Origin of the sequence: Allochromatium vinosum DSM 180 (assembly GCF_000025485.1) — a bacterium.
Classification (GTDB): domain Bacteria; phylum Pseudomonadota; class Gammaproteobacteria; order Chromatiales; family Chromatiaceae; genus Thermochromatium; species Thermochromatium vinosum.
Genome location: NC_013851.1, coordinates 74,410 through 99,942 on the forward strand (window position 1 = coordinate 74,410; position 25,533 = coordinate 99,942).

Below are 25,533 nucleotides of genomic sequence, written 5' to 3' on the forward strand. Positions count from 1 at the left end.
CGGTGTTTCAGGATCTCACCGAGTCCTCCTCGTCTCTCTCATCATGAGACGTTTACAGCCCGGCGCCAGCCGGGCTTTTTTTTGTGTAGAATCGAATCGCCCATCCGATGAACGCTGTGATGACCGACGTACGCGATCTGATCCGCTACTGCGATGACGTGCTCGACGCGGCGCGCTTCGCCGACTATGCGCCGAATGGTTTGCAAGTGGAGGGCGAACGGCCGCTCCAGCGGCTGGTGTCGGGCGTGACGGCCAGCGCCGCGTTGATCGAGGCCGCGATCGCGGAGCACGCCGACGCCATTCTGGTCCATCATGGCTGGTTCTGGAAGAACGAGAATCCCTGCCTGATCGGCATCAAGGGGCAGCGCGCAAGGACATTGCTCAGCGCGGGTGTGAGTCTGATCGCCTATCATCTGCCGCTCGATGCCCATCCCGAACTCGGCAACAATGCCACACTCGGTCGCCGGCTCGATTTCATCGACATGGAACCGACCGCACTGGCCAATGGTCTGCTGTGGGTCGGTCGATTGGCTCAGCCCATGACGCCTGCGTCCTTCACGGAGCATGTCTCGCAACGGCTTGCACGCCCGGCGCTGCGGGTTGGGCGCGAGACGGGATCAATCGAACGCGTGGCGTGGTGTACGGGCGGCTGTCAGGGTTATATCGAACAGGCCGCCAGCCTCGGCGTCGACGCCTTCCTCAGCGGCGAACTCTCCGAGCAGACCACGCATCAGGCGCGTGAACTGGGGCTTTGTTATCTGGCCGCTGGCCATCATGCCACCGAACGCTATGGCGTTCAGGCACTTGGCAAGCATCTGGCCGAACGCTTTGGGCTGTGGCATCGATTCGTCGAGATCGACAATCCAGCGTGACGGGCGTCCGGCGTGGCGCTGTTGGGGGTGGTCGTATTCGCACCGTCCTTGACCAATCCCGCTGAAATCACGGAGAATGCGCGGTCGATTTTGCATCGATCGTCCTATTCTCAAAATTTTCCACCTGAAGTTTCATCCAAGCTGCGTGGGGCTTCGCCTGGGGCTTGCCGTGGGCGATGCTTGCATCAGCCGGGGGATATTGGCCTATGAGCGCGCAAGGCGTGAACAAAATGAGGCGACGAGTGCTCGTTGCCGCGACCAGCGTGGTCGGTGCCGTTGGTGCCGGCTACGCGCTCGTCCCGTTCGTCGCATCGATGAATCCGAGTGCCCGTGCTCGGGCGGCCGGTGCACCAGTCGAGGCGGACATCAGCAAACTGGAGCCGGGCGCCCTCCTGCGCGTCAAGTGGCGCGGTAAGCCGGTATGGGTGGTGCATCGCTCGCCCGAGATGCTGGCAGCGCTGTCCAGTAATGATCCCAAGCTGGTCGACCCCACCTCCGAAGTGCCCCAGCAGCCGGACTACTGCAAGAACCCGACGCGCTCGATCAAGCCCGAGTATCTGGTCGCCATCGGTATCTGCACCCATCTGGGTTGCTCGCCGACCTATCGCCCCGAGTTCGGACCCGATGACCTGGGTTCCGACTGGAAGGGCGGCTTCCACTGTCCCTGTCACGGCTCGCGGTTCGACCTGGCGGCGCGCGTGTTCAAGAACGTCCCGGCGCCCACCAATCTGGTGATCCCGAAGCACGTTTATCTCAACGACACCACCATCCTCATTGGTGAGGATCGAGGGAGCGCCTGATGAGTGCTGAAAAGACCGAAAACCTCAGTTGGATCGACAAGCGATTCCCGCTGTCGGAGACCTGGCGTAACCATCTCTCCGAATACTATGCTCCGAAGAACTTGAACTTCTGGTCGTTCTTCGGCTCGCTGGCCATCCTGACGCTGGTCATCCAGATCGTCACGGGCGTGTGGCTGGCCATGAGCTACAAGCCGGATGCCGGTCTGGCCTTCGCCTCGGTCGAGTACATCATGCGTGATGTCGACTGGGGCTGGCTGATCCGCTACATGCATTCGACCGGCGCCTCGATGTTCTTCATCGTCATCTATCTGCACATGTTCCGCGGGCTGCTGTGGGGTTCCTACCGCAAGCCGCGCGAGCTGCTGTGGATGATCGGTGTCGTCATCTATCTGGTGATGATGGCCACCGCCTTCTTCGGTTATCTGCTGCCTTGGGGTCAGATGTCCTATTGGGGCGCGCAGGTCATTGTCAACCTGTTCGCGGCGGTTCCGGTCGTCGGTGAGGATCTCTCGGTCTGGGTGCGCGGCGACTTCGTCATCTCCGACGCGACCCTCAACCGCTTCTTCGCCTTCCACTTCCTGCTGCCTTTCCTGCTCGCCGGGCTGGTGTTCCTGCACATCGTCGCTCTGCATCACGTCGGTTCCAACAACCCCGACGGCATCGAGATCAAGGAAGGCCCCAAGGGCAACCGCTGGAGCGACAAGGCCCCGGCCGACGGCATCCCCTTCCATCCCTATTACACCGTCAAGGATCTGATGGGCGTGGTGGTGTTCCTGGCCATCTTCGGCTACGTCATGTTCTTCAACCCGACCATGGGCGGGTTGTTCCTGGAGGCGCCGAACTTCCAGCCGGCCAACCCGATGCAGACCCCCGCGCACATCGCGCCGGTCTGGTACTTCACGCCCTTCTACGCCATGCTGCGCGCGGTGCCGCCCATGTATGGCTCGCAGTTCCCCGGCGTTGTGGTGATGTTTGCGGCCATCCTGATCCTGTTCGTGCTGCCCTGGCTCGACCGTAGCCCGGTGAAGTCGATGCGCTACAAGGGACCGATCTTCAAGTGGGCGACCGGCATCTTTGTCGTCTCCTTCGTGGCCCTGGCCTGGTTGGGCATCCAGCCGGCGTCCGATTTCTACACCCTGCTGTCGCAGATCTTCACCGTGCTGTATTTCGCCTACTTCCTGCTGATGCCGATCTACAGCTCGCTGGACAAGACCAAGCCCGTTCCTGAGAGGGTGACATCATGAGAAAGCTGATCCTGGCCACCTTCTTGCTCCTGGCGCCTACGGCCCTGCTGGCCTCCGGCGGGGGCGAGCACTTGGAATCCGCCAACATCGATCTGCGCGATCAGGCCTCCTTGCAGCGCGGCGCCAAGTACTTCATGAATTACTGCACGGGTTGTCACTCGCTGCAGTACATGCGCTACAACCGTCTCGCCAAGGATCTTGGCATCGACGAGATCGCACTGCGTCAGAACCTGCTCTTCGGCGACGCCAAGCCGGGCGACCTCATCACCAAGGCCATGACCGACGATGATGCGCTCAAGTGGTTCGGCGTGGTTCCGCCGGATCTGACGCTGGTGACGCGCTGGCGCTCGCCGGATTGGGTCTACACTTATCTCAAGAGCTTCTATCTGGACGACACGCGCCCCTATGGCGTCAACAACGTGCTCTTCCCGCTGGTTGGTATGCCGCACGTCCTGGGTGATCTCCAGGGACGTCAGGAGGCCGTCATGGAGCCGTCGCACGAGCCAGGCGGCGAGCCGACCATCAAGGGTGTGAAGCTGGTCGAGGAAGGCGGACTGTCGCCGCAGGAATACGACACCATGGTGCGGGACATCACCAACTTCCTGACCTATGCGGGTGAACCCTTCCAGCTCGAACGTGAGCGCATCGGTCGTTATGTGCTCCTGTTCCTGGGCTTCCTGTTCATCCTGGCCTATCTCCTCAAGAAGGAGTATTGGAAGGACGTCCACTGATCGGACGCCACGGCGGCGGTCTAGGACTAGACCGCCGCTTTCGTTCCCGCCTTGTCAATCGGTACTGCAATGACCCTCTATTCCGATCCTACCTGTCCCTATTGTCATCGGGTCAGAATGGTCCTGGCCGAGAAAGGAATCGCGGTCGACGTGGTGGACGTCGATGCCAAGGCCCTGCCCGACGAGGTGATGGACTTCAACCCCTATGGGACGGTCCCGACCTTTGTCGATCGCGATCTGCGTCTCTATGAGTCGCGGATCATCATGGAATATCTCGACGAGCGCTTCCCCCATCCGCCGCTGCTGCCGGTCGATCCGGTCTCGCGCGCGAATGCACGGCTGTTCATGTACCGCGTCGATCGCGACTGGTATTCGCTCATGGGCCGCATCCTCCATGGCGAGGGCGGCGAGGTGGAGCAGGCGCGCAAGGAACTGCGCGAGAGCCTGACCGCCACCGCGCCCGTGTTCGGGGCCCACGCCTTCTTCATGAGCGAGGAGTTCTCGCTGGTGGACTGCTGTGTCGCGCCGCTGTTGTGGCGTCTGCCGGTACTCGGCGTCGAACTGCCCAAGCAGGCCGATCCGATCCGGGTCTACATGAAGCGGATCTTCACCTGGGAAGCCTTCCGTCGCAGCCTCACCGAGGCCGAAAAAGAGATGATCGCGGATATCCGCCGATGAACGACACCACCGATGACCGCATGACATCCAGCAAGCCCTATCTGGTCCGGGCCATCTACGAATGGATCCTGGACAATCAGATGACACCGCATCTGGTGGTGGACGCGGATTTCCCCGACACGCGCGTGCCGATGGAGTTCGTCGCCGACGGGCGCATCGTGCTCAATATTGCACCGGGCGCGGTGCGCGGACTGGTCATCGGCAACGAGTGGATCGAGTTCGGGGCGCGCTTCGGCGGCACGGCGCGCGAGGTGCTGGTGCCGACCGAGGCGGTCGTCGGTATCTTCACCCGCGAGAACGGGCAGGGCATGGTCTTTCCCGACCCAACGTATCCCGAGCCGACCCAGGCGGCCAACGCGCCAGCCGCTTCCGGTCCCAGGTTGACGTCATTGCCCAATACCCAGGGTAGCGCGGGCGACAAGCCCTCACCCGATCGTCCCAAGGGTAAGAAGGGTGCTCCGACGCTCAAGGTCGTCAAGTAAAGCGCGACCTCTCCCCGCATTCGAGCGGTATGGTGGCGCCCGTAGCCTTTGCCTTCAGGCGTCCGACACCTGTTCGGGCAACCCGAAGCTCAGATCTTCCAGGTGCAGTCCGCGCATCACGATATAGCCCTGGCGCCGTCCCATGCCTTCTTCACTGAAGTCGAAGCGATAGACACGCCGCAATCGCACGCCCTCTGAACGCCAGCTCAGTCCGAGCCGGCGCAGGGCCACGGCCTGATCGAGGAATTGCAGCTCGCGCTGCCGGCAGGCGGCCTGACAGATTCCGATCGCGATCTCGCGTGCGCGCAGACTGTCGAGCCAGAACCAGCCGAGCAGCAGCAACAGGCAAACGGTGAGCAGATGACTCATCGCTTGAAGGCGGGCAGGCCGGATTCGAGCCACCAGGTCTTTTTCTCGGCGTCATAGCGCCAGAGCTGGCGATCCTTGAGCTGCTTGACGACCTGCCGGTCCTCATAGAGATAATCGATGGCCACGACCTGGGTAGCCGTCTCCGACTCGGCGTTCATCACCGGCGGCTGAATCACGTCATACCCCGTCAGACGCAGACCCTCAAGGATTTCGGGTGGGATGGCTTCGTCGCGCCGGTCAGGGGGGAGATAGCTGTAGGCGTTCTCGAAATATCCCCAACGCAGCGCATTCTGATAGCCGTTGGTCGCATTCTGGAGCGTATCCGTCATCCGATCCTGTTTGACTGGATTGCAGCCGACCAGCATCGCGACCGCCAGTGCCCCGGCGATCACGGATTGCAAGCGACGGTCGGCGGACGGCAGGGCGATCGAGTGGATCCGGAACGGTCCAATGGCTGTGGTGCTCATGGCGGCTCGGCGTCGACTGAAAAAGGCTGGACGGTATCGCTGAGAGCGACGTTCGGGCGCGATGATACGGCATGGGTGCGATCCGGACCAAGGCTCGGCGACGATGCTGCTCCAGCGGCTCGGTTTGGGAAACGCGCCCGAGTCTCGGTATGATGCCCGCCCTTTGTCCAATACGAGTCACGAGAAACCATGGCCGATTCGATGGAACCACGGCGCGATCTGGTGATCGATGGGGTCGAGCTGACGGTGCTCGGCACGGCCCACGTCTCGCGCGCCAGCGCCGATCAGGTACGCAAGCTGATCCAGTCCGGCGACTACGACAGCGTGGCCGTCGAGCTGTGCCGCAGCCGTTTCAATGCCCTGATGGACCCGCGCACCCTGGCGCAGATGGATCTGTTCTCGGTCATCCGCCAGAACCGCGTCTATATGGTTGTGGCCAACCTGGTGCTCGCCGCCTATCAGCAACGGCTCGCCGATCAGTTCGGCATCGAGCCGGGCGCCGAGCAACGCACGGCACTGCGCTTGGCCAAGGATCAGGGGCTGAATCTGCTGCTCGTCGATCGCGAGATCGGCATCACGCTCAAGCGCATCTCGGCCAATCTCGGCTGGTGGAAGCGCTATGGGCTGTTCGCCGGATTGTTGGCGGCCATGGTCAGCTCCGACGAAGTGACCGAGGAGGAGGTCGAACGGCTCAAGGAGGGCGACGTGCTCGAAACGGCCTTCGCCGAGTTTGCCGCCGAGCGTCGGGATCTCTATGTCCCCCTGATCGAGGAGCGCGACCGCTACATGGCCGCCAGGCTGCGGCGTGAGCTGGCGCGCGTCGGGGCCAGGCGCGCTCTGGTCGTGATCGGCGCTGGTCATCTCAAGGGTGTGACTGAGGCGCTGGAGACCGACCGCACCGATCCGGCCGAGGTGCTCGGCGATCTCGAACGGGTGCCGCCGCCGAGTCGCTGGCCGGCTGTGTTCGGCTGGACGCTGTTGATCCTGATCCTGGCCGGCTTCGGCTATGGGTTCGCCGTCAGTCCCGAGCTGGGGCTGGATCTGCTGATCGGTTGGGCGCTGATCACGGGCGGACTCTCGGCGCTCGGCACCCTGCTTGCTGCCGGGCATCCGCTCACCATCTTATCGGCTTTCCTCGCCGCCCCCCTGACGACGCTCAACCCCGCCATCGGTGCCGGGATGATCACGGGTGCCGTCGAACTCTATCTGCGCAAGCCCAGCGTGGGTGAGTTCAGCCGTCTGCGCTCCGACGTGGCCACCTGGACCGGCTGGTGGCGCAACCGGGTCTCGCGCGTGCTGGTCGTCTTCGTCCTGAGCAGTCTGGGAGCCGGGATCGGAACCTATGTGGCCGGCCTGCACATCGCCGAGCGGCTGATCCGCGCCGGTGGGTGACGCGGCCATCGCCGGTCGACGGCTCAAACGGAGGTGCTCAGATAAGGCTCGATATAGGCGCGTCTGAACTGCTGACAGCGGTCGACGTATTCACGCGCGCTCTTGGGCATGGGCACGCGCGCGCGTACGATGAAGCTGATCAGGTCGGTGCCATCACGCAGTAGCCGCGAACCCTCGACCGCCTCGCGCACATCGACGGCGTCGTGGACAGCGGGCATGATCGGTTCGACGTTGCGCACCCGGTCGCTGGCGACGACATAGGTCGGCCAAACGTCGAAGACCTCCGGATCGGTGCGCAGGATTTCGCACTTACGCTTGGCTGTCACATTGAGTTCGTCGAGCCGTGAGTCAAGTCCGAGGATCTGACGGCTGCCGGCGAAGGTCGCCTTCATGGCCCCAGTGATGCGGTCGATGTCGTGCATGGTCATGGCGATCTTGAGGTAGCGACTCGAATAGAAGGCCTCGATCGGCATCGAGAACGCCTTGAACGGCTCGCCCCATAGCTCGTCGATACCCTCGTCGCCGCTGCGGTGGCGCACCATCTTGCCCAGTTCGAGCGCCTCGATCAGACAGTGGCCGCACTCACGCATCAGCGCATGGTCGGGCGCGATCTCGACCCCGGCCGTTTGCAGATCGACTAGGCTATGGAAGATGTCGGCGGCGCGGTTGAAGAGCGCGCCGGCCAGCATGGCGCCGTTGACGCGCTTGCGCTCGGTGTCGGTCTCGGCCTCGTAGGCGGCGCGTGCTTCCTTGAGCCGCGAGCCGGGGATGTTGATGCCATGCTCGACATGGTTGAACAGGCGGCGCGTGAGCACCTGGATGAGCTGGCGCCGCACTTCGAAACTGTCGGGCGGCGGTTCGTAATATTTGATCCAATAGCCGTCATAGTAGACGCGTATGACGCCATCGATCTTGCGTTTACTGCCGTTGAGAGGGGACTGATACATGCCGCGCATCAATGTCCGGAACCATGGAAGAGGCTAGTGTAGGCCATGATGAGCTGTGATACGCGTCTGGAGCGCGTGACGGACGCGACCCTGTGACCTGTGTCATGGCGTGTCGTTCGAGTCGGAGTGCCGTTCAACATCGCCGGGTATTCAATCATGCAATCCAAGGACCGTTTCACTGCGATCATTCTGGCGCTGCTCGTCTGGGGATTCGCCGGGGCGCTGTTCGGCGCACTCTTTGCCGGCCTGCATCAAATCCTGCTGGTACTGGGGCTGGCGGGGTGGCTGCCGCTGGTGATCGCTGCGGCCGCGGCCGCCATGACGACCACGGCCTTTTATAGCGCGATGCCGATCGCGCTGGTAGGCTGCATGGCCGGTGTCCTGGCTTCGATCGGGTATTTGATCGTCATCGGGCACGACATCGACTTGGTGATGATCGCCAGTCTCGCCGGTGGAGCCGGCATGCTGGCCGGTGGATTCTATTCCTGGATGGTCGCGGGCGGTAGCCGTCCACTGGCCGAGACGCTCACCGGGTTGTTCGCGGGGCTGCTGGCGGGAGGGCTGTTGAGTCTGGTGCTCGGGTTTGTGGCCGAGCCGGTCGGTGTGTTCGTGCTGGCCGCCGGCGTGGTCGCGTTGGTCGGCGCCCTGTTCGAGATCTCCGAGCGCTGGCTGGTCAGGCTCGGTATCGCTTGGCTGCCGGGTGTCGTCTCCGCGCCGCTGGTGGCGGGGCTGGTCGCCGCCGTCGTGGCCGGGAGCGTCTGGATTCTCGGCAGCACTACGGCGACTGTGCTGGATACACGCACCCAGCAGGCCATCGCCGAGGTTTTGAACGATATCCCACCGGGTCTCTTGGGTGGGATGCTCGGTGGCGCCCTGAGCGGCATGGTGCTCGAACTCTTCGGGTTTCGTCTCGAAGACGATATCTGAGCGATGCCCCGCAGCGCTGGCTTAAAAAATTGATTTTCTTATATTAAACCCTGTTTGGGCGATATGGGATAATGTTGATTTCCGGTCCGGATCTCGGTTCGGACGGTATGCCCGTCTTCAACATCAAAGAGAGGAAACGCGCATGGTTCAGCTATTGATTGGCATCGCAATCGGAATCGTGATCGGCTGGAATTGGTCACAGCCGGCTTGGGCACGTGGTCTCCAGGCCCGTTTCGTCAAGCTGGTGCATGTCCCTGAAAAACACGACTGAGCCGTGTCCCGACCTGACAAGTCCTACTCGCCGCGCGCGACCCTGGATTCGGTCGCGGTCACGAGCGGTTTGGATGAAGCCGTTCAGTGATTTCACATCAAAAAACTAGAGCATCGATGAATACCACCAACCGCAAGCCCCTGCCTGGAACCGATCTGGACTATTTCGACGCCCGCGCCGCGATTGAAGCGATCGCGCCCGGCGCCTACGACAGACTGCCCTATACCGCGCGCGTGCTGGCCGAGAATCTGGTCCGGCGCTGTGATCCGGCGATCCTGAGCGATTCGCTCCGGCAGATCGTCGAGTGCAAGCGCGAGCGCGATTTCCCCTGGTTCCCGGCGCGCGTGGTCTGTCATGACATCCTGGGCCAGACCGCGCTGGTCGACCTGGCCGGGTTGCGCGATGCCATCGCCGATCAGGGCGGCGATCCGGCCAAGGTCAATCCGGTGGTGCCGGTGCAGCTCGTCGTCGACCATTCGCTGGCGGTCGAGTGCGGTGGCTATGATCCGGATGCCTTCGCCAAGAACCGCGCCATCGAGGATCGGCGCAACGAAGATCGCTTCCACTTCATCGAGTGGACCAAGCTGGCGTTCGACAATGTCGACGTGATCCCGGCCGGCAACGGCATCATGCACCAGATCAACCTGGAGCGGATGAGTCCGGTGATCCAGGCGCGTGACGGCGTGGCCTTCCCCGATACCCTGGTCGGCACCGACAGCCACACCCCGCACGTCGATGCGCTGGGCGTGATCGCCGTCGGCGTCGGCGGGCTGGAGGCCGAGAACGTGATGCTGGGCCGCGCGTCCTGGATGCGTCTGCCCGAGATCATTGGCGTCGAGCTGACGGGTAAGCCGCAACCGGGCATCACCGCGACCGATGTGGTCTTGGCCCTAACCGAGTTCCTGCGCAAGGAGAAGGTCGTCGGCGCTTATCTCGAATTCCACGGCGAAGGGGCGGCAGCGCTGACCATTGGGGACCGCGCCAGCATCTCCAACATGTGCCCCGAGTATGGCGCCACGGCGGCGCTCTTCCACATCGATGCTCAGACCATCGACTATCTGCGACTGACCGGCCGCGACGATGCGCAGGTGAAGCTGGTCGAGACCTACGCCAAGCAGACCGGACTCTGGGCCGAGACGCTGAAGAACGCGCAGTACGAGCGCACCCTCAAGTTCGACCTGTCGAGCGTGGTCCGCAACCTCGCCGGCCCGTCCAATCCGCATGCGCGCGTGGCGACCGCCGATCTCGCCGCCAAGGGCATCGCCGGCCAGTGGGACGAGGTTCCGGGTCAGATGCCGGATGGCGCCGTCATCATCGCCGCCATCACCAGTTGCACCAACACCAGCAATCCGCGCAACGTCATCGCGGCTGGACTCCTGGCGCGCAACGCCAACCGGCTCGGACTGACGCGCAAGCCCTGGGTCAAGAGCTCGCTCGCGCCCGGTTCCAAGACTGTCCCCCTGTACCTGGAGGAGGCCGGGCTGCTGTTGGAGCTGGAACAGCTCGGCTTCGGCATCGTCGGTTTCGCCTGCACCACCTGCAACGGCATGTCCGGCGCGCTCGATCCCAAGATCCAGCAGGAGATCATCGACCGCGATCTCTATGCGACCGCCGTGCTCTCGGGCAACCGCAACTTCGACGGCCGCATCCATCCCTATGCCAAGCAGGCGTTCCTGGCCTCGCCGCCGCTGGTCGTCGCCTATGCCATCGCCGGCACCATCCGCTTCGACATCGAGAAGGACGTGCTCGCCGTGGCCGACGGGCGTGAGATCCGGTTGAAGGACATCTGGCCGTCGGACGAAGAGATCGACGCCGTCGTTGCCGCCAGCGTCAAGCCGGAGCAGTTCCGGCAGGTCTACGAGCCGATGTTTGCTGTCCGGGCCGAGACCGGCGAGAAGGTCAGCCCGCTCTACGACTGGCGTCCGCAGAGCACTTACATCCGCCGTCCGCCGTATTGGGAAGGGGCGCTGGCCGGTGAGCGGACGCTGAAGGGCATGCGTCCGCTGGCCGTGCTGCCGGACAACATCACCACCGACCATCTCTCGCCGTCCAACGCCATCCTGCCCAACAGCGCGGCGGGTGAGTATCTGGCGCGCATGGGTCTGCCCGAGGAGGACTTCAACTCCTACGCCACCCATCGCGGCGACCATCTGACCGCCCAGCGCGCGACCTTCGCCAATCCCAAGCTCATCAACGAGATGGCCGTGGTCGACGGTCAGGTCAAGCAGGGTTCGCTGGCGCGGGTCGAGCCGGACGGCACGGTCATGCGCATGTGGGAAGCGATCGAGACCTACATGAACCGCAACCAGCCGCTCATCGTCATCGCGGGCGCCGACTATGGTCAGGGTTCCTCGCGCGACTGGGCGGCCAAGGGCGTGCGTCTGGCCGGGGTCGAGGTCATCGTCGCCGAGGGCTTCGAGCGTATCCACCGCACCAACCTGATCGGCATGGGCGTGCTGCCGCTGGAGTTCAAGCCGGGCGTGAACCGCAAGACGCTCGGCATCGACGGCACTGAGACCTATGACGTCATCGGCGAGCGCCGTCCGCGCGCCGATCTGACCCTGGTCATCCAGCGCAAGAACGGCGAGCGCGTCGAGGTGCCCGTAACCTGTCGGCTCGACACCGCCGAAGAGGTCTCGATCTACGAGGCCGGCGGCGTGCTGCAACGTTTCGCCCAGGACTTCCTCGAATCGACCAAGGCGGCTTGAGAGCCGCGCCCCTCTCTCCGCGTGAGAGAGGGGACACAGCGCCACAGTGTTGCGGAATCCCATTCAATGAGCCACACACCCCAAATCAAGATCCCCGCCACCTACATGCGTGGCGGGACCAGCAAGGGCGTCTTCTTCCGTCTGAAAGACCTGCCAGAGTCCTGCCAGACACCGGGCGCGGCGCGCGATGCGCTACTGCTGCGTGTCATCGGCAGTCCCGACCCCTACGGCAAACAGATCGACGGAATGGGCGGGGCGACCTCCAGCACCAGCAAGACCGTCATCCTCGCCAAGAGCAGTCGGCCGGACCACGATGTCGACTATCTCTTCGGTCAGGTGTCGATCGACACCGCCTTCGTCGACTGGAGCGGCAATTGCGGCAACCTGTCGGCGGCGGTCGGCTCGTTCGCCATCGCCTCCGGATTGGTCGATGCCGACCGCCTCCCGCAGAATGGCCTGGCGACCGTGCGGATCTGGCAGGCCAACATCGGCAAGACCATCATCGCGCACGTCCCCATCACCGATGGTGCCGTGCAGGAGACCGGCGACTTCGAGCTCGACGGCGTGACCTTCCCGGCCGCCGAGGTGCAGCTCGAATTCCTCGATCCGGCCGATGAGGGTGAAGGGGAGGGCGGCGGTTCCATGTTCCCGACCGGCAACCTGGTCGATGACCTCGACGTGCCCGGTGTCGGCACGCTCAAGGCGACGCTGATCAATGCCGGCATTCCGACCATCTTCGTCAACGCCGAGGCGATCGGTTATACCGGCACCGAGCTGCAGGAGGCCATCAACGGTGATCCCAAGGCGCTGGCCATGTTCGAGACCATCCGCGCCCATGGCGCGCTACGCATGGGGCTGATCCAGGACATCAGCGAGGCGGCGACCCGTCAGCACACGCCCAAGGTCGCCTTCGTCGCCCCGCCGACCGACTATGTCGCCTCCAGCGGCAAGCCGGTCGCGGCGAGCGAGATCGATCTGTGCGTGCGTGCGCTCTCGATGGGCAAGCTGCATCACGCCATGATGGGCACAGCGGCGGTGGCCATCGGCACGGCGGCAGCCATTCCCGGAACGCTCGTCAATCTCGCGGCCGGCGGTGGCGAACGCACGGCGGTGCGATTCGGTCATCCTTCGGGTACGTTGCGGGTCGGCGCTGAGGCCAAACAGGTCGATGGAAACTGGACCGTGACCAAGGCCATCATGAGCCGTAGCGCACGGGTGATCATGGAAGGCTGGGTGCGCGTGCCTGGGGATGCGTTCTGAGCGATCGCTCATGCAGGTGCCGATCGTGCTGTCTGAGCGGCCAATTGGACGCTGCGCCGCTCAAACAGCGCTCAATGACAATCGGTCAGGACAGCGCCCCCGGCGTCAGCGCCGCGAGCACCAGATAGCGCCCGCTCTTGGCCAAAGCCACCAGCAGTACGAAGCGCCACAGCGGTTCACGCAACACCCCGGCGACCAGGGTCAGCGGATCGCCGATGATCGGCATCCAGCTCAGCAGCAACGACCAGTAGCCGGTACGCACATAGAAGCGCTGGGCCTGTTCCAGCCGGGTGGGTGTGGCCGGAAACCAGCGCCGTTCGCGATAGCGCTCCAGCGAGCGCCCGAGCAGCCAGTTGAGCATCGAACCCAGCACGTTGCCGAAACTGGCGACGGTCAGCAGCGCCCAGACTGCCTGATTCCGGTCGAGCAGGAGCGCCACCAGCAGCACTTCGGACTGCAACGGCAGCAGCGAGGCCGCTCCAAACGCTGATGCGAAGAGTCCGAGATAGACGCCGAGATCGTTCACCGACAACAGATACACCTAAAACCCCTCTCCCCTGGCGGGAGAGGGGAAAGTCCGCCGGTCTCAAGGATCGGGCACGAAACTGAGCACACGGCTGTTGATACAGTAGCGCTTCCGGGTCGGCGGCGGTCCATCCTCGAAGACGTGCCCCAAGTGGATGCCGGAACTCGCGCTACGCACCTCCACACGCCGCATCCCATGACTCACGTCCTCGTGGAAGGTGATGGCCCCATCGACAGGATCGAAGAAACTCGGCCAGCCGCTACCGCTCTCGAACTTGGTTTCGCTGCGAAACAGCGGCGCACCCGTGATCGGATCGACGAAGGTTCCGGAGCGTTTCTCATCCAGCAGTGAGCCGGTGAAGGCCCGCTCCGTGCCCTGCTCGAAGGCGATCCGGCGCTGTTCGGGGGTGAGGATCTGCCCGCCAAGCCAAGACCAGAAGCGCGTCGCGTCGCCATCATAGCCGGTATAGCGCGAGACCTCGCGACCGTCCTCGAACAGCACCAGCGTCGGCGTGGCGAACAGCGGCTTGTCCAGCGTCCAGCCGGTCGGTGCGCTGAAACTCAGACTGCGCGCGACCGGCACCGGAGACTGCCAGTGATCCAGCACCTCGGCCTTGAATTGCTTGCAGGCCCCGCAGTACTCCGCCTCGAACATCACCAACTGTCGCGCGCGCTCCAGGGTCGCGCCGTCCAGCGGGTCGGGGGAGGGCGACTCGGCGGCCTCATCGACACCTGAGGCCGTGCCCGGATAGGCGACGCCCGTGCCGCCGAGTCCACAGTAGCCGCGCGGATTCTTGCGCAGATAGTCCTGATGCGCTTCTTCGGCGCGGAAATAGGCCGACAGCGGGGCGATCTCGGTGGTGATGGCGCCGCGTCCGGCCTGCGTGAGCGCTGCCTGATAGCGTGCGCGCGTGCGTTCGGCCACGGCGGCCTGCTCGGGACTGCTGGTATAGATGGCGCTGCGATAGTTGCTGCCGACATCATTGCCCTGACGATCGCCCTGGGTCGGATCATGGCTTTCCCAGAACTTCGCCAGCACCTGTTCGAGGCTGACGCGCGCCGGATCGAAGCGCACCTTCACGACTTCGGCGTGATTGCGTTTCTCATCGGCGCCACGTCGCCGGGCGCGCTCGTGGGCGAGGATCGCCTCATAGGTGCCTTCGATCTCGCCATTGGCATAGCCGCTCTCGACATCGATGACTCCGGGCAGCTCGCTCATGCGCTTCTCCGCGCCCCAGAAACAGCCCATGCCGAGGACGATGGTGTCGGCGGTTGGATCTGGGGCGACGCCCGATGGATCACGAGCGGGATTCTGGGCGGCCGTGGCTTGGTTGTCCGTCCCGGTATGCAGGAGCGCGCTCAATCCTAATGCGATGAGCGGCCAGCGATGTGTCTGTCTCATACGATCGACCCTCTTGCACGTGCGAATGACGGACTATTGGGTCGAGACAGGCTGTCTGCAATCCTGTGCACAGGATTGGGCCGGGGCGCGATCTCCGGTCTCGATCCGCCCTCAGGCCGTGGTATCGATCCGGCCGCCGACGCCATCGGGCAAGGCCGCCGCAGGCGTGGACAGGCTCTGAAGCAACTGTGCGGCGGACTCCTCCTGCATATCGAGCGCCTTCTTGAATACGGCGACATCCACTGCGCCCTCGAGCTTGGTCCGACTCATGGCCGTGGCCAGTGTGGCCAGACCTGTCGTTGAAGTGGGAATCTCCATGGGCGTAACCTCTCGCATTGTGGATGAATCGCATGCAAAGGCGCGATCGGATCTCGGCGCCGATGTCGGGCCGAACGCGGCGCCAGACTGTCGGCTAACGGCCGGATGACGCTTTTCTGGAGGTATGGGCGTCATCTGATTGTTCCCGTGGCCGGAGCGCGGCTCCCGGTGTGGCACAATCTGTCCGGAACCATGTTGGCGGTGTAGTGGTCGCCTCGAGTGCGATCGAGCCGTTTCCTGACTCCGCATTGATCGATCAGACGACTGAACTCCAGAGGACACAACGATGGATGGTACGCGCCCCACGATGTCGGCCTGGCCTGGCGTGCTCTATGGGCTACTGCTCGCACTCGCCGTCGCTCCAGCCAAGGCCCAGTTGGCTCAACAAGCGTTTCAGATCGTCATCACCCGTGCCGGGGGGGCGTGTCAGAACATCGAGACCACGCGCGCGCTCGGAACCGGCTCGAACGGGGATGCACTGGTGGCCGTGGCCTGCGCCGGCGGCGGGCGTCATGTGGTGTCCATCCACAGTGACAACAGTGTCTCCTACATGAGTTCGTGCCAAGCATTCGAGGCCGGCACGGGACTGGTGTGTTTCAACGCTCGATGACGGACCTCTTTGCCAATACGCCGGTTCCGCCGCTGGCCGAAGCCCTCAGACCCAGGGTGTTGGACGAGGTGATCGGGCAGTCTCATCTACTGGGTGAGGGTAAGCCGTTGCGACTGGCGTTCCAGTCGGGTCAGGCGCATTCCATGATTCTGTGGGGTCCGCCCGGAGTCGGCAAAACGACGCTGGCCCGACTGACCGCGCAGGCGTTTGCCGGCGAGTTCATTGCCCTGTCGGCGGTCTTTGCCGGCGTCAAAGACATCCGGGCCGCCATGGAACAGGCCGAACACCACCGATCCCGGGGCCGGCGCACGATCCTGTTCGTCGATGAGATCCATCGCTTCAATAAGGCACAGCAGGATGCGCTACTGCCCTATGTGGAATCCGGGCTGGTGACGCTGATCGGTGCCACGACCGAGAATCCATCGTTCGAAGTGAACGCGGCCTTGCTGTCGCGCGCTCAGGTCTATGTGTTGCAGTCGCTCACCGACGCGGAGTTGCGGCAGCTGCTGATGCGAGCGAGAGATCAGGTACTGACGCATCTTCAATTCGATGCGGCGGCGGTGGACACCCTCATCGGTTATGCCGACGGCGATGCCAGACGGTGTCTGAATCTGCTCGAACAGTGCCACATCGCCGCCGGAACGGCGGGCGTGACCTGCATCGACGCCGGTTTCATCGAGAATGCCCTGACCCTCAACAGCCGGCGATTCGATCAGGGCGGCGACGGCTTCTATGATCAGATCTCGGCGCTCCACAAGTCCGTCCGAGGCTCGAATCCGGATGCGGCGCTCTACTGGCTCACCCGGATGCTGGACGGCGGGGCGGACCCACACTATCTGTCACGACGCATCGTGCGCATGGCCTGGGAAGACATCGGGCTGGCCGACCCACGAGCCTTACAGATCGCCAATGAGGCGGCAATGGCTTATGAGCGGCTGGGTTCGCCGGAGGGCGAACTGGCCCTGGCGCAAGCGGTCATCTATCTGGCGATCGCGGCCAAGAGCAACGCGGGCTACACGGCGTACAAAGCGGCACGCGCCTTCGTCAAACAGGACAGGAGCCGCGAGGTTCCCAGGCATCTGCGCAATGCCCCGACACGGCTGATGAAGGATCTGGGTCACGGACAGACCTATCGTTACCCGCATGATGAACCCCAGGGCTATGCTGCCGGCGAAACCTATCTTCCCGACGGGATGTCGGATCCGCACTGGTATCGACCCGTGCAGAGAGGCTTGGAGATCAGGATCGCGGAAAAAATGGCGCGTCTCAAGCAGCTCGATGAGGAAGCCAAAAACAAGGCATAGCTGTGCCGGCTTCCCCTGTGCGCGCCTCCCGTTCAACCATATCCGACACTATCCACACCTGCGAGAGCCGTATGCCGCCCTTCGCCCTCCATCCCCAGCTCCGCGCCGACTGCCATGTCCTCGGGCGTTTGCCCGCGACCCATCTGCTGCTGCATCGCAACGGCGCCGCGCCCTGGTTCATCCTGGTTCCTGAAACCGATCTGGCCAACCTCCTGGATCTGCCGGCCGCGCACCGTGATGCCGTCCTAGCCGACTGCACGCGCGTTTCGGATGCACTGGGCACGCTGGGTTATCCCAAGATCAACGTCGCCTGGATCGGTAATCTGGTGCCACAGCTCCACATCCATGTCATCGGGCGTCGTCCCGGCGATGCCTGTTGGCCGCGACCGGTGTGGGGGCATCTGCCGGCAGAGCGGGACTATGCCGAGCACGAAATCACGGCGCTCCGCGCGGCGGTCCTGGATTGAGAGCGCCGGCTCCATCGTCCACTGACCTGTTCAGACGCAACGGAGGAACCGCGCGTTCTGACCGGCCATCACCCCAGCTCGCCATCGAGATAGAACCAGCGCCCGTGCTCGCGCACGAAGCGACTGCGCTCCTGGAGGCGCTGGGCACGGCCCTGGAGCTTGGAGCGGGCCACGAACGTCACCCAGCCCTCCTGGTCCGTTGCGCCTCCGGCTTCGGTGCTCAGGATCTTGAGACCGAGCCAGCGAAGTCCCGGCTCCAGGGTCAGCGTGGCCGGACGGGTTGTCGGATGCCAGGTGGCGAGCAGATAGTCAGCCTGCCCGGTGGCAAAGGCGCTGTAGCGCGAGCGCATCAGGGCCTCGGCTGTCGGTGCGATGGTACGGGCGGACAGATGAGGACCGCAGCAGTCGTCGAAAGGGCGGCCGGAGCCGCAGAGACAGGGATTGAGCATGGTTGACTCTTCGCTCTTGCGTACTGACTTGATATCCGGAATCGGGTGCTCATTCCAGGCGTCGAGGCTGTCGATCCGGATGGATGTTCCTTCGATGTCCAGAGGCGGCCGTTCATCCACCACGCCCACCCTCCCGATGGGTGTGACTCTGATAGAGTGGCCTGTCGTTCGGTTCGCCCATTAGCCGTAACGGCCAGAAGCGCGCCGTTGAGATCACGATCGACGGTGACACCGTGGCTGATGATCTTCGCGCCGCCAATTTGTTTGATCTCGCTGGCCCAGTTGGCCGTCTTCGAGGTGTAGGCTTCGTTGCTTCGAGTATTTCAGGCTTTGGGGAAGGTGAATGCTTCGCCGGCACTCAGAACGCGCCATAGTCGCCGTCGGCGCGGCTTTGCTCGATCCCTTGCACCGGAACTGCCATCGGCCAGGATACAACCTACTACCCCTGATCGAGACCGAACGCGCACATGATATCCGCCCCTGATCGCTCTTGGCGCCGACGGCTAATACCCATCCTCGCCACTATCCTGGTAGCCGTCGTTGTGTTCGTCTGGACGCTGAATCTGACCGACTGGCTGATGCGCCCACCGCCAGCCTCCACGGTCGAGTATCTGCCACATACCGACGGCGCCGAGAGGCTGGTTCCGCCACCCGTCAGCGAAGCCCTGAGCCTGGAACGCTTCCAGGCCGCCCGGCGCGCGTGCGATGGTCCTTGTGTCACCGACTTCGGCACACCGCTGGGTCGCGCCAACGGCGTCGAGGCCCGCTCCAACTGTGCCTCGCTCTGCGTGCGGCTCGAATCGAGCTTTGTCGATCCCGACTCTGGCCGGATCTGGATCGCCCGCTCGGGCGAGCACCCCGAGCCGCTGGAATATTCCGGTCTGGCCTATCAGTGCGTCGAGTATGCGCGGCGCTGGTGGATCCAGACGCTCGGCCTGACCTTCGGCGACGTGCCGACGGCCGCCGACATCCTGCGCCTCACCGAGGGCCGGCGTCTGTCCGATCAGGCGGTCATTCCGCTCGGTCGGTCGCTCAACGGACACGCCCGCCGCGCCCCCGAACGCGGTGATCTGGTGATCTATGCCGCCGATCCCAACGACCCGGAGTGGCGCGCCGGGCATGTCGCCGTTGTGGTCGACACCGATCTCGAACAGGGCTGGGTCGCACTGGCCGAGCAGAACTACGACAACCGTCCCTGGAGCGATCCGGAGTACCATGCCAGGCGTATCCGAATCGTGCGTATAGGCGAACGCTATAGCCTGCTCGACGTCGCCCAAGATCGGGTCGATAATCCCGAGGGTGGATCCATTGTCGGCTGGGTATATCCGCTTCCCGATTCAATGTTGGTGCGCTGATCCGTGATCAAACGATTCGACATCTGGAGACGAGGAGCTAGGGCATGAGTCGATACACCATTCGGCTGGATGATACTGAGCGAACATAATGTGGAACATGGGCGCGCGTCATGGACTATCACCGGCCCATCGACAGCTTCAATGCCAGCAAGCAGGCCGAGCGCGCTGAGCGGTGTTACTTCCGCGAGCCAGGCGAGCGCCGTGAATGCACGCCCTACCTGAACCGCGCCGCAGGACTCCAGCAAGCGGCTTGAGGCGGTGATTTCAGCGGGACAGCAGACGACACGCCACAGTCGGGATCTATACTTGAAGCAACAGTCTCGCCCGTGCGCCCGCTCAGCGGCTCCAAGGTGAGGCGGTGTCGCGTCGCCGTCGTGCGGAGGCGCGACAATCTCCAGGCGATGGACGAGGAGTCAGGCCATGTCGAAACCCCACGAAAACCACAAAGAAACCAATGCGCGGTGATGTAAGGGTGCATACCGCGAGTCCGATCGCCGCCGCGTGGCTGCTCGCCGTCGGTCTGGTGGCCCACGCCGAAGAGCCGCCGACCGTCGCTCTGACGGTTCCGGCGGCCGCGCTGCTCCCTGACGGCGCACTCGGTGAGAGCATCGTCCGTGGTCGGCGCTATCTGTCGGATACGCCGGCTCAGTTGCCCGACTTCGTTGGCAATGGACTGGCCTGCCGACACTGCCATCCCGGCCGAGACGGGGAGGTCGGCACCGAAGCCAATGCGGCCCCCTTCGTCGGCGTCGTCGGACGCTTTCCGCAGTACAGCGCCCGACATGGCCGCCTCATCACGCTCGAACAGCGCATCGGCGATTGTTTCGAGCGCAGTCTCAACGGTCGAGCGCTCGCGCTCGATCACCCCGCCCTGATCGACATGCTGGCCTACATGAGCTGGCTGTCGCAGGGCGTGCCCGTGGGCGCTGTCGTAGCGGGACATGGCATCCCGACGCTGACGCTGGAGCGCGAACCGGATGGGGTGCATGGGGAGGCGCTCTACCAGGCCAGGTGTCTGGCCTGTCATGGAGCCGACGGGAGCGGCACGCTGGACGCCGATGGACGCTATCTTTTCCCGCCTCTGTGGGGGCCGCGTTCGTTCAACACCGGCGCGGGGATGAACCGTCAGGCCACGGCCGCCGGGTTCATCAAGCACAAGATGCCGTTAGGCGCCGATGACTCGCTCAGCGATGAAGAGGCGTGGGACGTGGCCGGTTTCGTGCTCACGCATCCGCGTCCACTGTTCCAGGAGCCGACGGGTGACTGAGCGTCGGTGCGAGTCACAGCCTGAAATCGATGACTGGGAGCGTGCAATGAAGATAAGCCCAAGCCTGAGACGACGTTACGCGCTGGCGGTCAGCCTGACCGGCCTGGCCTTTCCGGTCGCCGCTTCCGATGCATTACTGACCGGCCTTGAGCGCACCATTACCTGGAATCACCCTGAAAACATCTTTGCGGAATCCGTGCTCGACCTCGAGTTCGACACAGCCGTCAAACCGGACACCTTGATCATCAAGAGAGCCACCCAAGCCGGCATGGACTACAGGGTGGTGTTCGAGGCACTGAGCGTAGCGAGCAATCTGCCGGTCGAGTTCGATGGCACATGCATCGATGGCGACAGGTCTGTTTCCGGCGGCGGTGAAGTGGCCGGAAGCTGTTTCGTGCAGGCCGGCACGCATGATTTCGATGCCGACGGTCTCCCAGAGCTCATCATCGCCCTCGGCGACGGGAGGATGCGCCTTGAAGTCAACGTCTTTTCCTATCATCCGCCGGCGCGTCCCGCCGATGCCATCCGACCGGAAAACTGGGGGCTGATCGGTCACTTTTCCGGCCAATCGAACGCCGTGATCGATGGGCAATCAGTTGCATTGCCGTTCGGAAGCCAGGGCTTCGAGCAAAAAATGGTTTTTGTCGACGGGCGATTCATCGAGTCGGCGCCCCAATGAGGGGATCGGCTTGGCCGGCCAGTTCAACCCAGGTTGACTCCAAACTGATCGAGTACTCGGCTATGTCCAAGATGATCGCTCCTGTCCGTTGGCTGCTGGCCCTTTCGATCCTGATGCTCGGCTGGACAGCCGGTGCACTGGCTCAGACCAGTCAGCCCGTCTGTGCTCAAGAGGCCCGCGAACAGGCCCAGCGTCTGCTGGACTTCCATGTCGGTGGCGATGACCGGATCTTCATCGAACCCGACGTCGTGGAAAAAGCCCCCTTGCGCAACCCGGCCAATCCGAAACAACAGTTCCAGGTACTGGAAGTGCGAGGCATGATCCTGAAGGGGCAGTACCGAATGCGCCTGATCTACTATCGACTCGAGGATTCCTGTGTGTTGATGGGGCAGGAGATCCTGGAGCACGCGAGCCTGTGAAGAGCGCCGGGCGGATCGTGCACAATCTCTTCGCCGACCTTCCGACGCTCACCAGCGGCGAGTTCTTCGAGGAACTGGTGGTCTTTCGGGATGTGCGCATCGAGCGCATTCTGAGCAGCGACCAGCCCGAATCCGTGCTCTACGATCAGGAGCAGGACGAGTGGGTCTGCCTGCTTCAGGGTGAGGCGCGGCTGTGGATCGCGGGCGATGAAGTCGAACTCCGGGCGGGCGATCATCTCCTGATCCCGGCCCATACGCCGCATCAGGTATTGGACACCTCGCGCGAGCCGCCCTGTCTGTGGCTGGCGGTGCATATCCATCCGCATGAGCGATGACCGTCACGATGCTCACCGGCGTGCCTGACGAGCGGGTCGGCGAACCCACTCGACCAGGCAGCACGGCGCCCGATCAGCGTGCCTCGATCGGCACCCAGCTCAGATTTTCCGGCCCGACATAGTTGGCGCTCGGGCGGATGATCTTGCCGTCCTGGCGTTGCTCGATCACATGCGCGACCCAACCCGTGGTGCGCGAGATGACGAAGATCGGCGTGAACAGCGGGGTCGGTACGCCCATCTGCGCATAGGACACGGCCGAGAACCAGTCGAGGTTGGGGAACATCTTCTTGAGCTCCCACATGACGCTTTCGAGCCGGTCGGCGACGTCGAACATGCGCCGGTCGCCGTTGGTGTTCGACAGACGCTCGGCGACGGCCTTGATGACCTTGTTGCGCGGGTCCGAGATCGTGTAGACCGGATGACCGAAGCCAATGATGATCTCCTTGCGCGCCACCCGCTCGCGGATGTCGGCCTCGGCCTCATCCGCCGTAGCGTAGCGTTCCTGGATCTCGCAGGCGACCTCGTTGGCCCCGCCGTGCTTGGGACCGCGCAGCGCGCCGATGGCGCCGCTGATGGCCGAGTACATATCCGAGTTGGTGCCGGCGATCACGCGCGCGGTGAAGGTCGAGGCGTTGAACTCGTGCTCGGCGTAGAGGATGAGCGAGGTGTGCATGGCGCGCACCCATTCCTCGGACGGCTTCTCGCCATGCAGCAGGTGCAGGAAGTGACCGCCGATGGTGTCGTCGTCGGTCTCGACCTCGATGCGCCGGCCGTGATGCGCGAAGTGATACCAGTACAGCAGCATCGAGCCGAAACTGGCGATGAGCCGATCACCGATCTCGCGCGCGCCGACCACGGACATATCGTCCTTCTCCGGCTCCAGCGTGCCGAGCAGCGAACAGCCGATACGCAGCACGTCCATCGGATGCGCCGAGGAGGCCGGGATCTGTTCCAGCGCGGTCTTGACCGCCGCCGGCAGACCGCGCATGGATTTGAGCTTGCGCTTGTACGCCTCCAGTTCGGCGCGGGTCGGCAGACGCTCGTGGATGAGCAGGTGCGCGACCTCCTCGAACTCGGCCTGATCGGCGAAGTCGAGGATGTCATAGCCGCGATAGTGCAGGTCGTTGCCGGTGAGGCCGACGGTGCAGATGGCGGTGTTGCCGGCGACGGTGCCGGAGAGGGCGACCGACTTCTTCGGCTTGGGCTGGTGGGTCTCGGTCATCGTTTCCTCGCTTGTTTTTCTAGAACGGTCTTATTCGCCGGAGCGTTCCTGCGCGAACAGCGCGTCGAGTTTCTGCTCGAAGTGGTGGTAATCGAGATAGTCGTAGAGCTCCATGCGCGTCTGCATGGTGTCGACGACATTGGCCTGGGTGCCATCACGGCGGAGCGCCTGATAGACGTTGAGCGCGGCCTTGTTCATGGCGCGGAAGGCCGACAGCGGGTAGAGCACCAGCGACACGCCCACGGCGCCCAGCTCAGTGGTGGTGAACAGCGGCGTGGCGCCGAACTCGGTGATGTTGGCCAGCACCGGCACCTGGACAGCGGCGGTGAAGCGCTCGTACTGCGCCAGCTCGGTCATGGCCTCGGGGAAGATCATGTCAGCGCCGGCCTCGACGCAGGCTTGAGCGCGCTCGATGGCCGCGTCCAGTCCCTCGACGGCGAGCGCATCGGTGCGGGCCATGATGACGAAGTCATCGGTGCGCGCATCCACGGCGGCCTTGATGCGGTCGACCATCTCGGCCTGCGAGACGATCGCCTTGCCGGGACGGTGTCCGCAGCGCTTGGCCGCGACCTGATCCTCGATGTGGCAGCCAGCCGCCCCGGCGCGGATCAGTTGCTTGACGGTGCGGGCGATGTTGAAGGCCCCGCCCCAGCCGGTGTCGGCATCGACCAGCAGCGGCAGGTCGGTGATATAGGTGATGCGGCTGACGTCCTCCAGCACATTGTCCAGACTGGTCATGCCCAGATCCGGGATGCCGTAGGAACCGGCCGCGACACCGCCGCCGGACAGATAGAGGGCGCGATAGCCGGTGCGCTCGGCCATGCGGGCGTGATAGGCGTTGATGGCGCCCACCACTTGCAAGGGGCGTTCTTCCTGGACCGCGAGGCGCAGCTTGGCGCCGGGTGTCATGGCTTGGGTCATGGTCTGTGCTCGTCTCGGTTGGTGGAGCCGGATGGACTCGGGTCGTTCAGTTCGGGGTGGCCGGGGGCCGTGTGGTCGGGCGTCGCGGACGGCGAACCCGTGGCCCATTGATTGCCGACGGCGGGTGGCCGGCCGTGCTCAGGGCCAGTTGCTGCTCGGTGGCCTGGCGCGAGGCGCGGATATGACGGCGCATCAGCCACTCGGCCAGCTCGCCGTCGCGCGCGGCGATGGCCTCGACGATCAATTCATGTTCGCGCAGCGCCTCGCGGGTGCGATGGCTCTTCATGCCAAACTGGCAGCGGTACAGGCGCGTGAGGTGATAGAGATCGTTGCACAGGATCTCGATCAGACGGCGGTTGCCGCTGCCCCGGGCGATGCGGAAATGGAAGTCGAGATCGCCTTCCTGCTGGAAGTAGCGTTGCCAGTCCTCGTGCGCGAGTTCCTGGCGGTGGCGTTCGAGCAGAGCCTTGAGTTCGGCGATGCCGGCGTCCGACATGCGCTCGGCGGCCAGACGCGCGGCCATGGCTTCCAGTCCCTCGCGCACACTATAGATTTCCAGCAACTCGGTGCTGCTGAGCTGGACGACGCGGGCGCCGACATTGGCGCGCCGTTCGATGAGCTTGATGGCTTCGAGCCGTTGCAGCGCCTCGCGCAGCGATCCGCGGCTGACGCCGTAACGCGCTGCCAGCGCCGGTTCGCTGATCTTGCTGCCCGCCGGGATCTCGCCCTCGACGATGGCCTGACGCAGTTGGTCGAACAGGCGATCGGCGATGGTGAGCGAGGGAGCGTCTTCGAGGTCCAGGGCCGCGAGTGTCATGGTAAATATGTCGACAGTCATCGGGTCGGTGCACGCTAAAATAGTCGATTCATCGATAATGTCAAGATGGATTGTCGACAATAAAGCGCGAATTGGTCGGGGCTGGCTTGAGGGTGTCGGTCTTGTTTCGACCGGATCCCGGATGATCCGCGACCATCAAAGGCCGCGTGAGACGGCTTTTTCTCGTCGTGATCGATAGGTGCTGAGTGTGCATTTTGGAAGCTGGCAGCGTCTTTTCTGTTCTGATGTTTTTTATCTTGTTTTAAGGTGAAAAAATATTGATTTTTAATGTATT

29 protein-coding genes are annotated in these 25,533 nt (G+C 63.7%); 19 read left to right on the forward strand and 10 right to left on the reverse strand.

What is annotated here, in order from left to right; translation table 11 throughout:
• The first annotated feature begins 119 nt into the window (after positions 1 to 119).
• From ALVIN_RS00335 to ALVIN_RS00360, 6 genes are all read left to right on the forward strand, one after another.
• On the forward strand, positions 120 to 872 hold the full coding sequence (locus ALVIN_RS00335; RefSeq protein WP_043795740.1) for a Nif3-like dinuclear metal center hexameric protein: 753 nt from the start codon (positions 120 to 122) through the stop codon (positions 870 to 872).
• 206 nt (positions 873 to 1,078) lie between these two features.
• Positions 1,079 to 1,672 carry a ubiquinol-cytochrome c reductase iron-sulfur subunit gene (gene petA / locus ALVIN_RS00340; RefSeq protein WP_043795448.1) on the forward strand — a complete coding sequence of 198 codons (594 nt, stop codon included), beginning with the start codon at positions 1,079 to 1,081 and terminating at the stop codon, positions 1,670 to 1,672.
• Entirely contained in the window at positions 1,672 to 2,916 is a 1,245-nt protein-coding gene (locus ALVIN_RS00345; RefSeq protein ID WP_012969317.1) for a cytochrome b, read from the forward strand. Before petA ends, ALVIN_RS00345 begins: the two co-directional genes overlap by 1 nt.
• Positions 2,913 to 3,647 carry a cytochrome c1 gene (locus ALVIN_RS00350; RefSeq protein WP_012969318.1) on the forward strand — a complete coding sequence of 245 codons (735 nt, stop codon included), beginning with the start codon at positions 2,913 to 2,915 and terminating at the stop codon, positions 3,645 to 3,647. The genes ALVIN_RS00345 and ALVIN_RS00350 overlap by 4 nt, the downstream gene beginning before the upstream one ends.
• 69 nt (positions 3,648 to 3,716) lie before the next feature.
• Positions 3,717 to 4,325: a glutathione S-transferase N-terminal domain-containing protein gene (locus ALVIN_RS00355; RefSeq protein ID WP_012969319.1), complete on the forward strand. Its 609-nt coding sequence runs from the start codon at positions 3,717 to 3,719 to the stop codon at positions 4,323 to 4,325.
• Complete coding sequence (locus tag ALVIN_RS00360) at positions 4,322 to 4,807, forward strand: ClpXP protease specificity-enhancing factor (protein ID WP_012969320.1); 486 nt, start codon at positions 4,322 to 4,324, stop codon at positions 4,805 to 4,807. Before ALVIN_RS00355 ends, ALVIN_RS00360 begins: the two co-directional genes overlap by 4 nt.
• A 54-nt stretch (positions 4,808 to 4,861) precedes the next feature.
• Here the strand turns inward: ALVIN_RS00360 and ALVIN_RS00365 are convergent, their stop codons facing one another.
• Complete coding sequence (locus ALVIN_RS00365; RefSeq protein WP_012969321.1) at positions 4,862 to 5,176, reverse strand: DUF3301 domain-containing protein; 315 nt, start codon at positions 5,174 to 5,176, stop codon at positions 4,862 to 4,864.
• A complete protein-coding gene (locus ALVIN_RS00370; RefSeq protein ID WP_012969322.1) occupies positions 5,173 to 5,643 on the reverse strand; it encodes a hypothetical protein in 471 nt (156 codons plus the stop codon). The genes ALVIN_RS00365 and ALVIN_RS00370 overlap by 4 nt, the downstream gene beginning before the upstream one ends.
• A 189-nt stretch (positions 5,644 to 5,832) precedes the next feature.
• Here ALVIN_RS00370 and ALVIN_RS00375 point away from each other — a divergent pair, with 189 nt between their 5' ends.
• Positions 5,833 to 7,035: a TraB/GumN family protein gene (locus ALVIN_RS00375; RefSeq protein WP_012969323.1), complete on the forward strand. Its 1,203-nt coding sequence runs from the start codon at positions 5,833 to 5,835 to the stop codon at positions 7,033 to 7,035.
• Positions 7,036 to 7,058: 23 nt separating this feature from the next.
• Here ALVIN_RS00375 and ALVIN_RS00380 read toward each other — a convergent pair whose 3' ends face one another.
• Positions 7,059 to 7,982, reverse strand: a complete 924-nt coding sequence (locus ALVIN_RS00380) for a hypothetical protein (protein ID WP_043795742.1) — start codon at positions 7,980 to 7,982, stop codon at positions 7,059 to 7,061.
• Between the two features lie 156 nt (positions 7,983 to 8,138).
• Between ALVIN_RS00380 and ALVIN_RS00385 the strand changes: the two genes are divergently transcribed.
• From ALVIN_RS00385 to prpF, 3 genes are all read left to right on the forward strand, one after another.
• On the forward strand, positions 8,139 to 8,909 hold the full coding sequence (locus ALVIN_RS00385; protein WP_043795449.1) for a spermidine synthase: 771 nt from the start codon (positions 8,139 to 8,141) through the stop codon (positions 8,907 to 8,909).
• 387 nt (positions 8,910 to 9,296) lie between these two features.
• Complete coding sequence (gene acnD / locus ALVIN_RS00390; RefSeq protein ID WP_012969327.1) at positions 9,297 to 11,888, forward strand: Fe/S-dependent 2-methylisocitrate dehydratase AcnD; 2,592 nt, start codon at positions 9,297 to 9,299, stop codon at positions 11,886 to 11,888.
• Between the two features lie 66 nt (positions 11,889 to 11,954).
• A complete protein-coding gene (gene prpF, locus ALVIN_RS00395) occupies positions 11,955 to 13,148 on the forward strand; it encodes a 2-methylaconitate cis-trans isomerase PrpF (protein ID WP_012969328.1) in 1,194 nt (397 codons plus the stop codon).
• An 85-nt stretch (positions 13,149 to 13,233) separates the two neighbouring features.
• On the opposite strand, the gene ALVIN_RS00400 is transcribed toward prpF, so the two are convergent.
• The 3 genes from ALVIN_RS00400 to ALVIN_RS00410 all read right to left on the reverse strand — a co-directional run bounded on the left by ALVIN_RS00400 (position 13,234) and on the right by ALVIN_RS00410 (position 15,393).
• Positions 13,234 to 13,689, reverse strand: a complete 456-nt coding sequence (locus ALVIN_RS00400; RefSeq protein ID WP_012969329.1) for a YqaA family protein — start codon at positions 13,687 to 13,689, stop codon at positions 13,234 to 13,236.
• 45 nt (positions 13,690 to 13,734) lie between these two features.
• Positions 13,735 to 15,075, reverse strand: coding sequence for a peptide-methionine (S)-S-oxide reductase MsrA (msrA, locus tag ALVIN_RS00405; RefSeq protein WP_012969330.1), 1,341 nt, complete (start codon positions 15,073 to 15,075; stop codon positions 13,735 to 13,737).
• A gap of 111 nt (positions 15,076 to 15,186) precedes the next feature.
• Entirely contained in the window at positions 15,187 to 15,393 is a 207-nt protein-coding gene (locus tag ALVIN_RS00410) for a YjfB family protein (protein WP_012969331.1), read from the reverse strand.
• Between the two features lie 307 nt (positions 15,394 to 15,700).
• On the opposite strand from ALVIN_RS00410, the gene ALVIN_RS00415 reads away from it, so the two are divergent.
• The 3 genes from ALVIN_RS00415 to ALVIN_RS00425 all read left to right on the forward strand — a co-directional run bounded on the left by ALVIN_RS00415 (position 15,701) and on the right by ALVIN_RS00425 (position 17,774).
• On the forward strand, positions 15,701 to 16,003 hold the full coding sequence (locus ALVIN_RS00415; RefSeq protein WP_223295237.1) for a hypothetical protein: 303 nt from the start codon (positions 15,701 to 15,703) through the stop codon (positions 16,001 to 16,003).
• Positions 16,000 to 17,307, forward strand: coding sequence for a replication-associated recombination protein A (locus ALVIN_RS00420; protein ID WP_012969333.1), 1,308 nt, complete (start codon positions 16,000 to 16,002; stop codon positions 17,305 to 17,307). The genes ALVIN_RS00415 and ALVIN_RS00420 overlap by 4 nt, the downstream gene beginning before the upstream one ends.
• 71 nt (positions 17,308 to 17,378) lie before the next feature.
• Positions 17,379 to 17,774 carry an HIT domain-containing protein gene (locus ALVIN_RS00425; RefSeq protein WP_012969334.1) on the forward strand — a complete coding sequence of 132 codons (396 nt, stop codon included), beginning with the start codon at positions 17,379 to 17,381 and terminating at the stop codon, positions 17,772 to 17,774.
• A 68-nt stretch (positions 17,775 to 17,842) separates the two neighbouring features.
• On the opposite strand, the gene ALVIN_RS00430 is transcribed toward ALVIN_RS00425, so the two are convergent.
• Complete coding sequence (locus tag ALVIN_RS00430) at positions 17,843 to 18,223, reverse strand: YchJ family protein (protein ID WP_043795746.1); 381 nt, start codon at positions 18,221 to 18,223, stop codon at positions 17,843 to 17,845.
• 578 nt (positions 18,224 to 18,801) lie between these two features.
• Between ALVIN_RS00430 and ALVIN_RS00435 the strand changes: the two genes are divergently transcribed.
• The 6 genes from ALVIN_RS00435 (at position 18,802) to ALVIN_RS00460 (ending at position 22,278) form a co-directional block, all read left to right on the forward strand.
• Complete coding sequence (locus ALVIN_RS00435) at positions 18,802 to 19,578, forward strand: CHAP domain-containing protein (protein WP_223295238.1); 777 nt, start codon at positions 18,802 to 18,804, stop codon at positions 19,576 to 19,578.
• A 110-nt stretch (positions 19,579 to 19,688) separates the two neighbouring features.
• Entirely contained in the window at positions 19,689 to 19,832 is a 144-nt protein-coding gene (locus ALVIN_RS00440) for a hypothetical protein (protein WP_317623699.1), read from the forward strand.
• 218 nt (positions 19,833 to 20,050) lie between these two features.
• Entirely contained in the window at positions 20,051 to 20,845 is a 795-nt protein-coding gene (locus tag ALVIN_RS00445; RefSeq protein ID WP_190275508.1) for a c-type cytochrome, read from the forward strand.
• A gap of 46 nt (positions 20,846 to 20,891) precedes the next feature.
• Positions 20,892 to 21,524 (forward strand): hypothetical protein, encoded by a 633-nt coding sequence (locus tag ALVIN_RS00450; protein WP_012969338.1) that lies wholly within the window; start codon positions 20,892 to 20,894, stop codon positions 21,522 to 21,524.
• A 62-nt stretch (positions 21,525 to 21,586) separates the two neighbouring features.
• On the forward strand, positions 21,587 to 21,943 hold the full coding sequence (locus tag ALVIN_RS00455; RefSeq protein WP_012969339.1) for a hypothetical protein: 357 nt from the start codon (positions 21,587 to 21,589) through the stop codon (positions 21,941 to 21,943).
• Entirely contained in the window at positions 21,940 to 22,278 is a 339-nt protein-coding gene (locus ALVIN_RS00460; RefSeq protein WP_012969340.1) for a cupin domain-containing protein, read from the forward strand. Before ALVIN_RS00455 ends, ALVIN_RS00460 begins: the two co-directional genes overlap by 4 nt.
• 73 nt (positions 22,279 to 22,351) lie before the next feature.
• Here the strand turns inward: ALVIN_RS00460 and prpC are convergent, their stop codons facing one another.
• From prpC to ALVIN_RS00475, 3 genes are read right to left on the reverse strand one after another with little or no spacing between them, the layout of a single operon-like run.
• Positions 22,352 to 23,500: a bifunctional 2-methylcitrate synthase/citrate synthase gene (gene prpC, locus ALVIN_RS00465; protein ID WP_012969342.1), complete on the reverse strand. Its 1,149-nt coding sequence runs from the start codon at positions 23,498 to 23,500 to the stop codon at positions 22,352 to 22,354.
• 30 nt (positions 23,501 to 23,530) lie between these two features.
• Positions 23,531 to 24,421: a methylisocitrate lyase gene (gene prpB, locus ALVIN_RS00470; protein WP_012969343.1), complete on the reverse strand. Its 891-nt coding sequence runs from the start codon at positions 24,419 to 24,421 to the stop codon at positions 23,531 to 23,533.
• A gap of 46 nt (positions 24,422 to 24,467) precedes the next feature.
• Positions 24,468 to 25,238 (reverse strand): GntR family transcriptional regulator, encoded by a 771-nt coding sequence (locus ALVIN_RS00475; protein WP_148217422.1) that lies wholly within the window; start codon positions 25,236 to 25,238, stop codon positions 24,468 to 24,470.
• Positions 25,239 to 25,533: the final 295 nt, after the last annotated feature.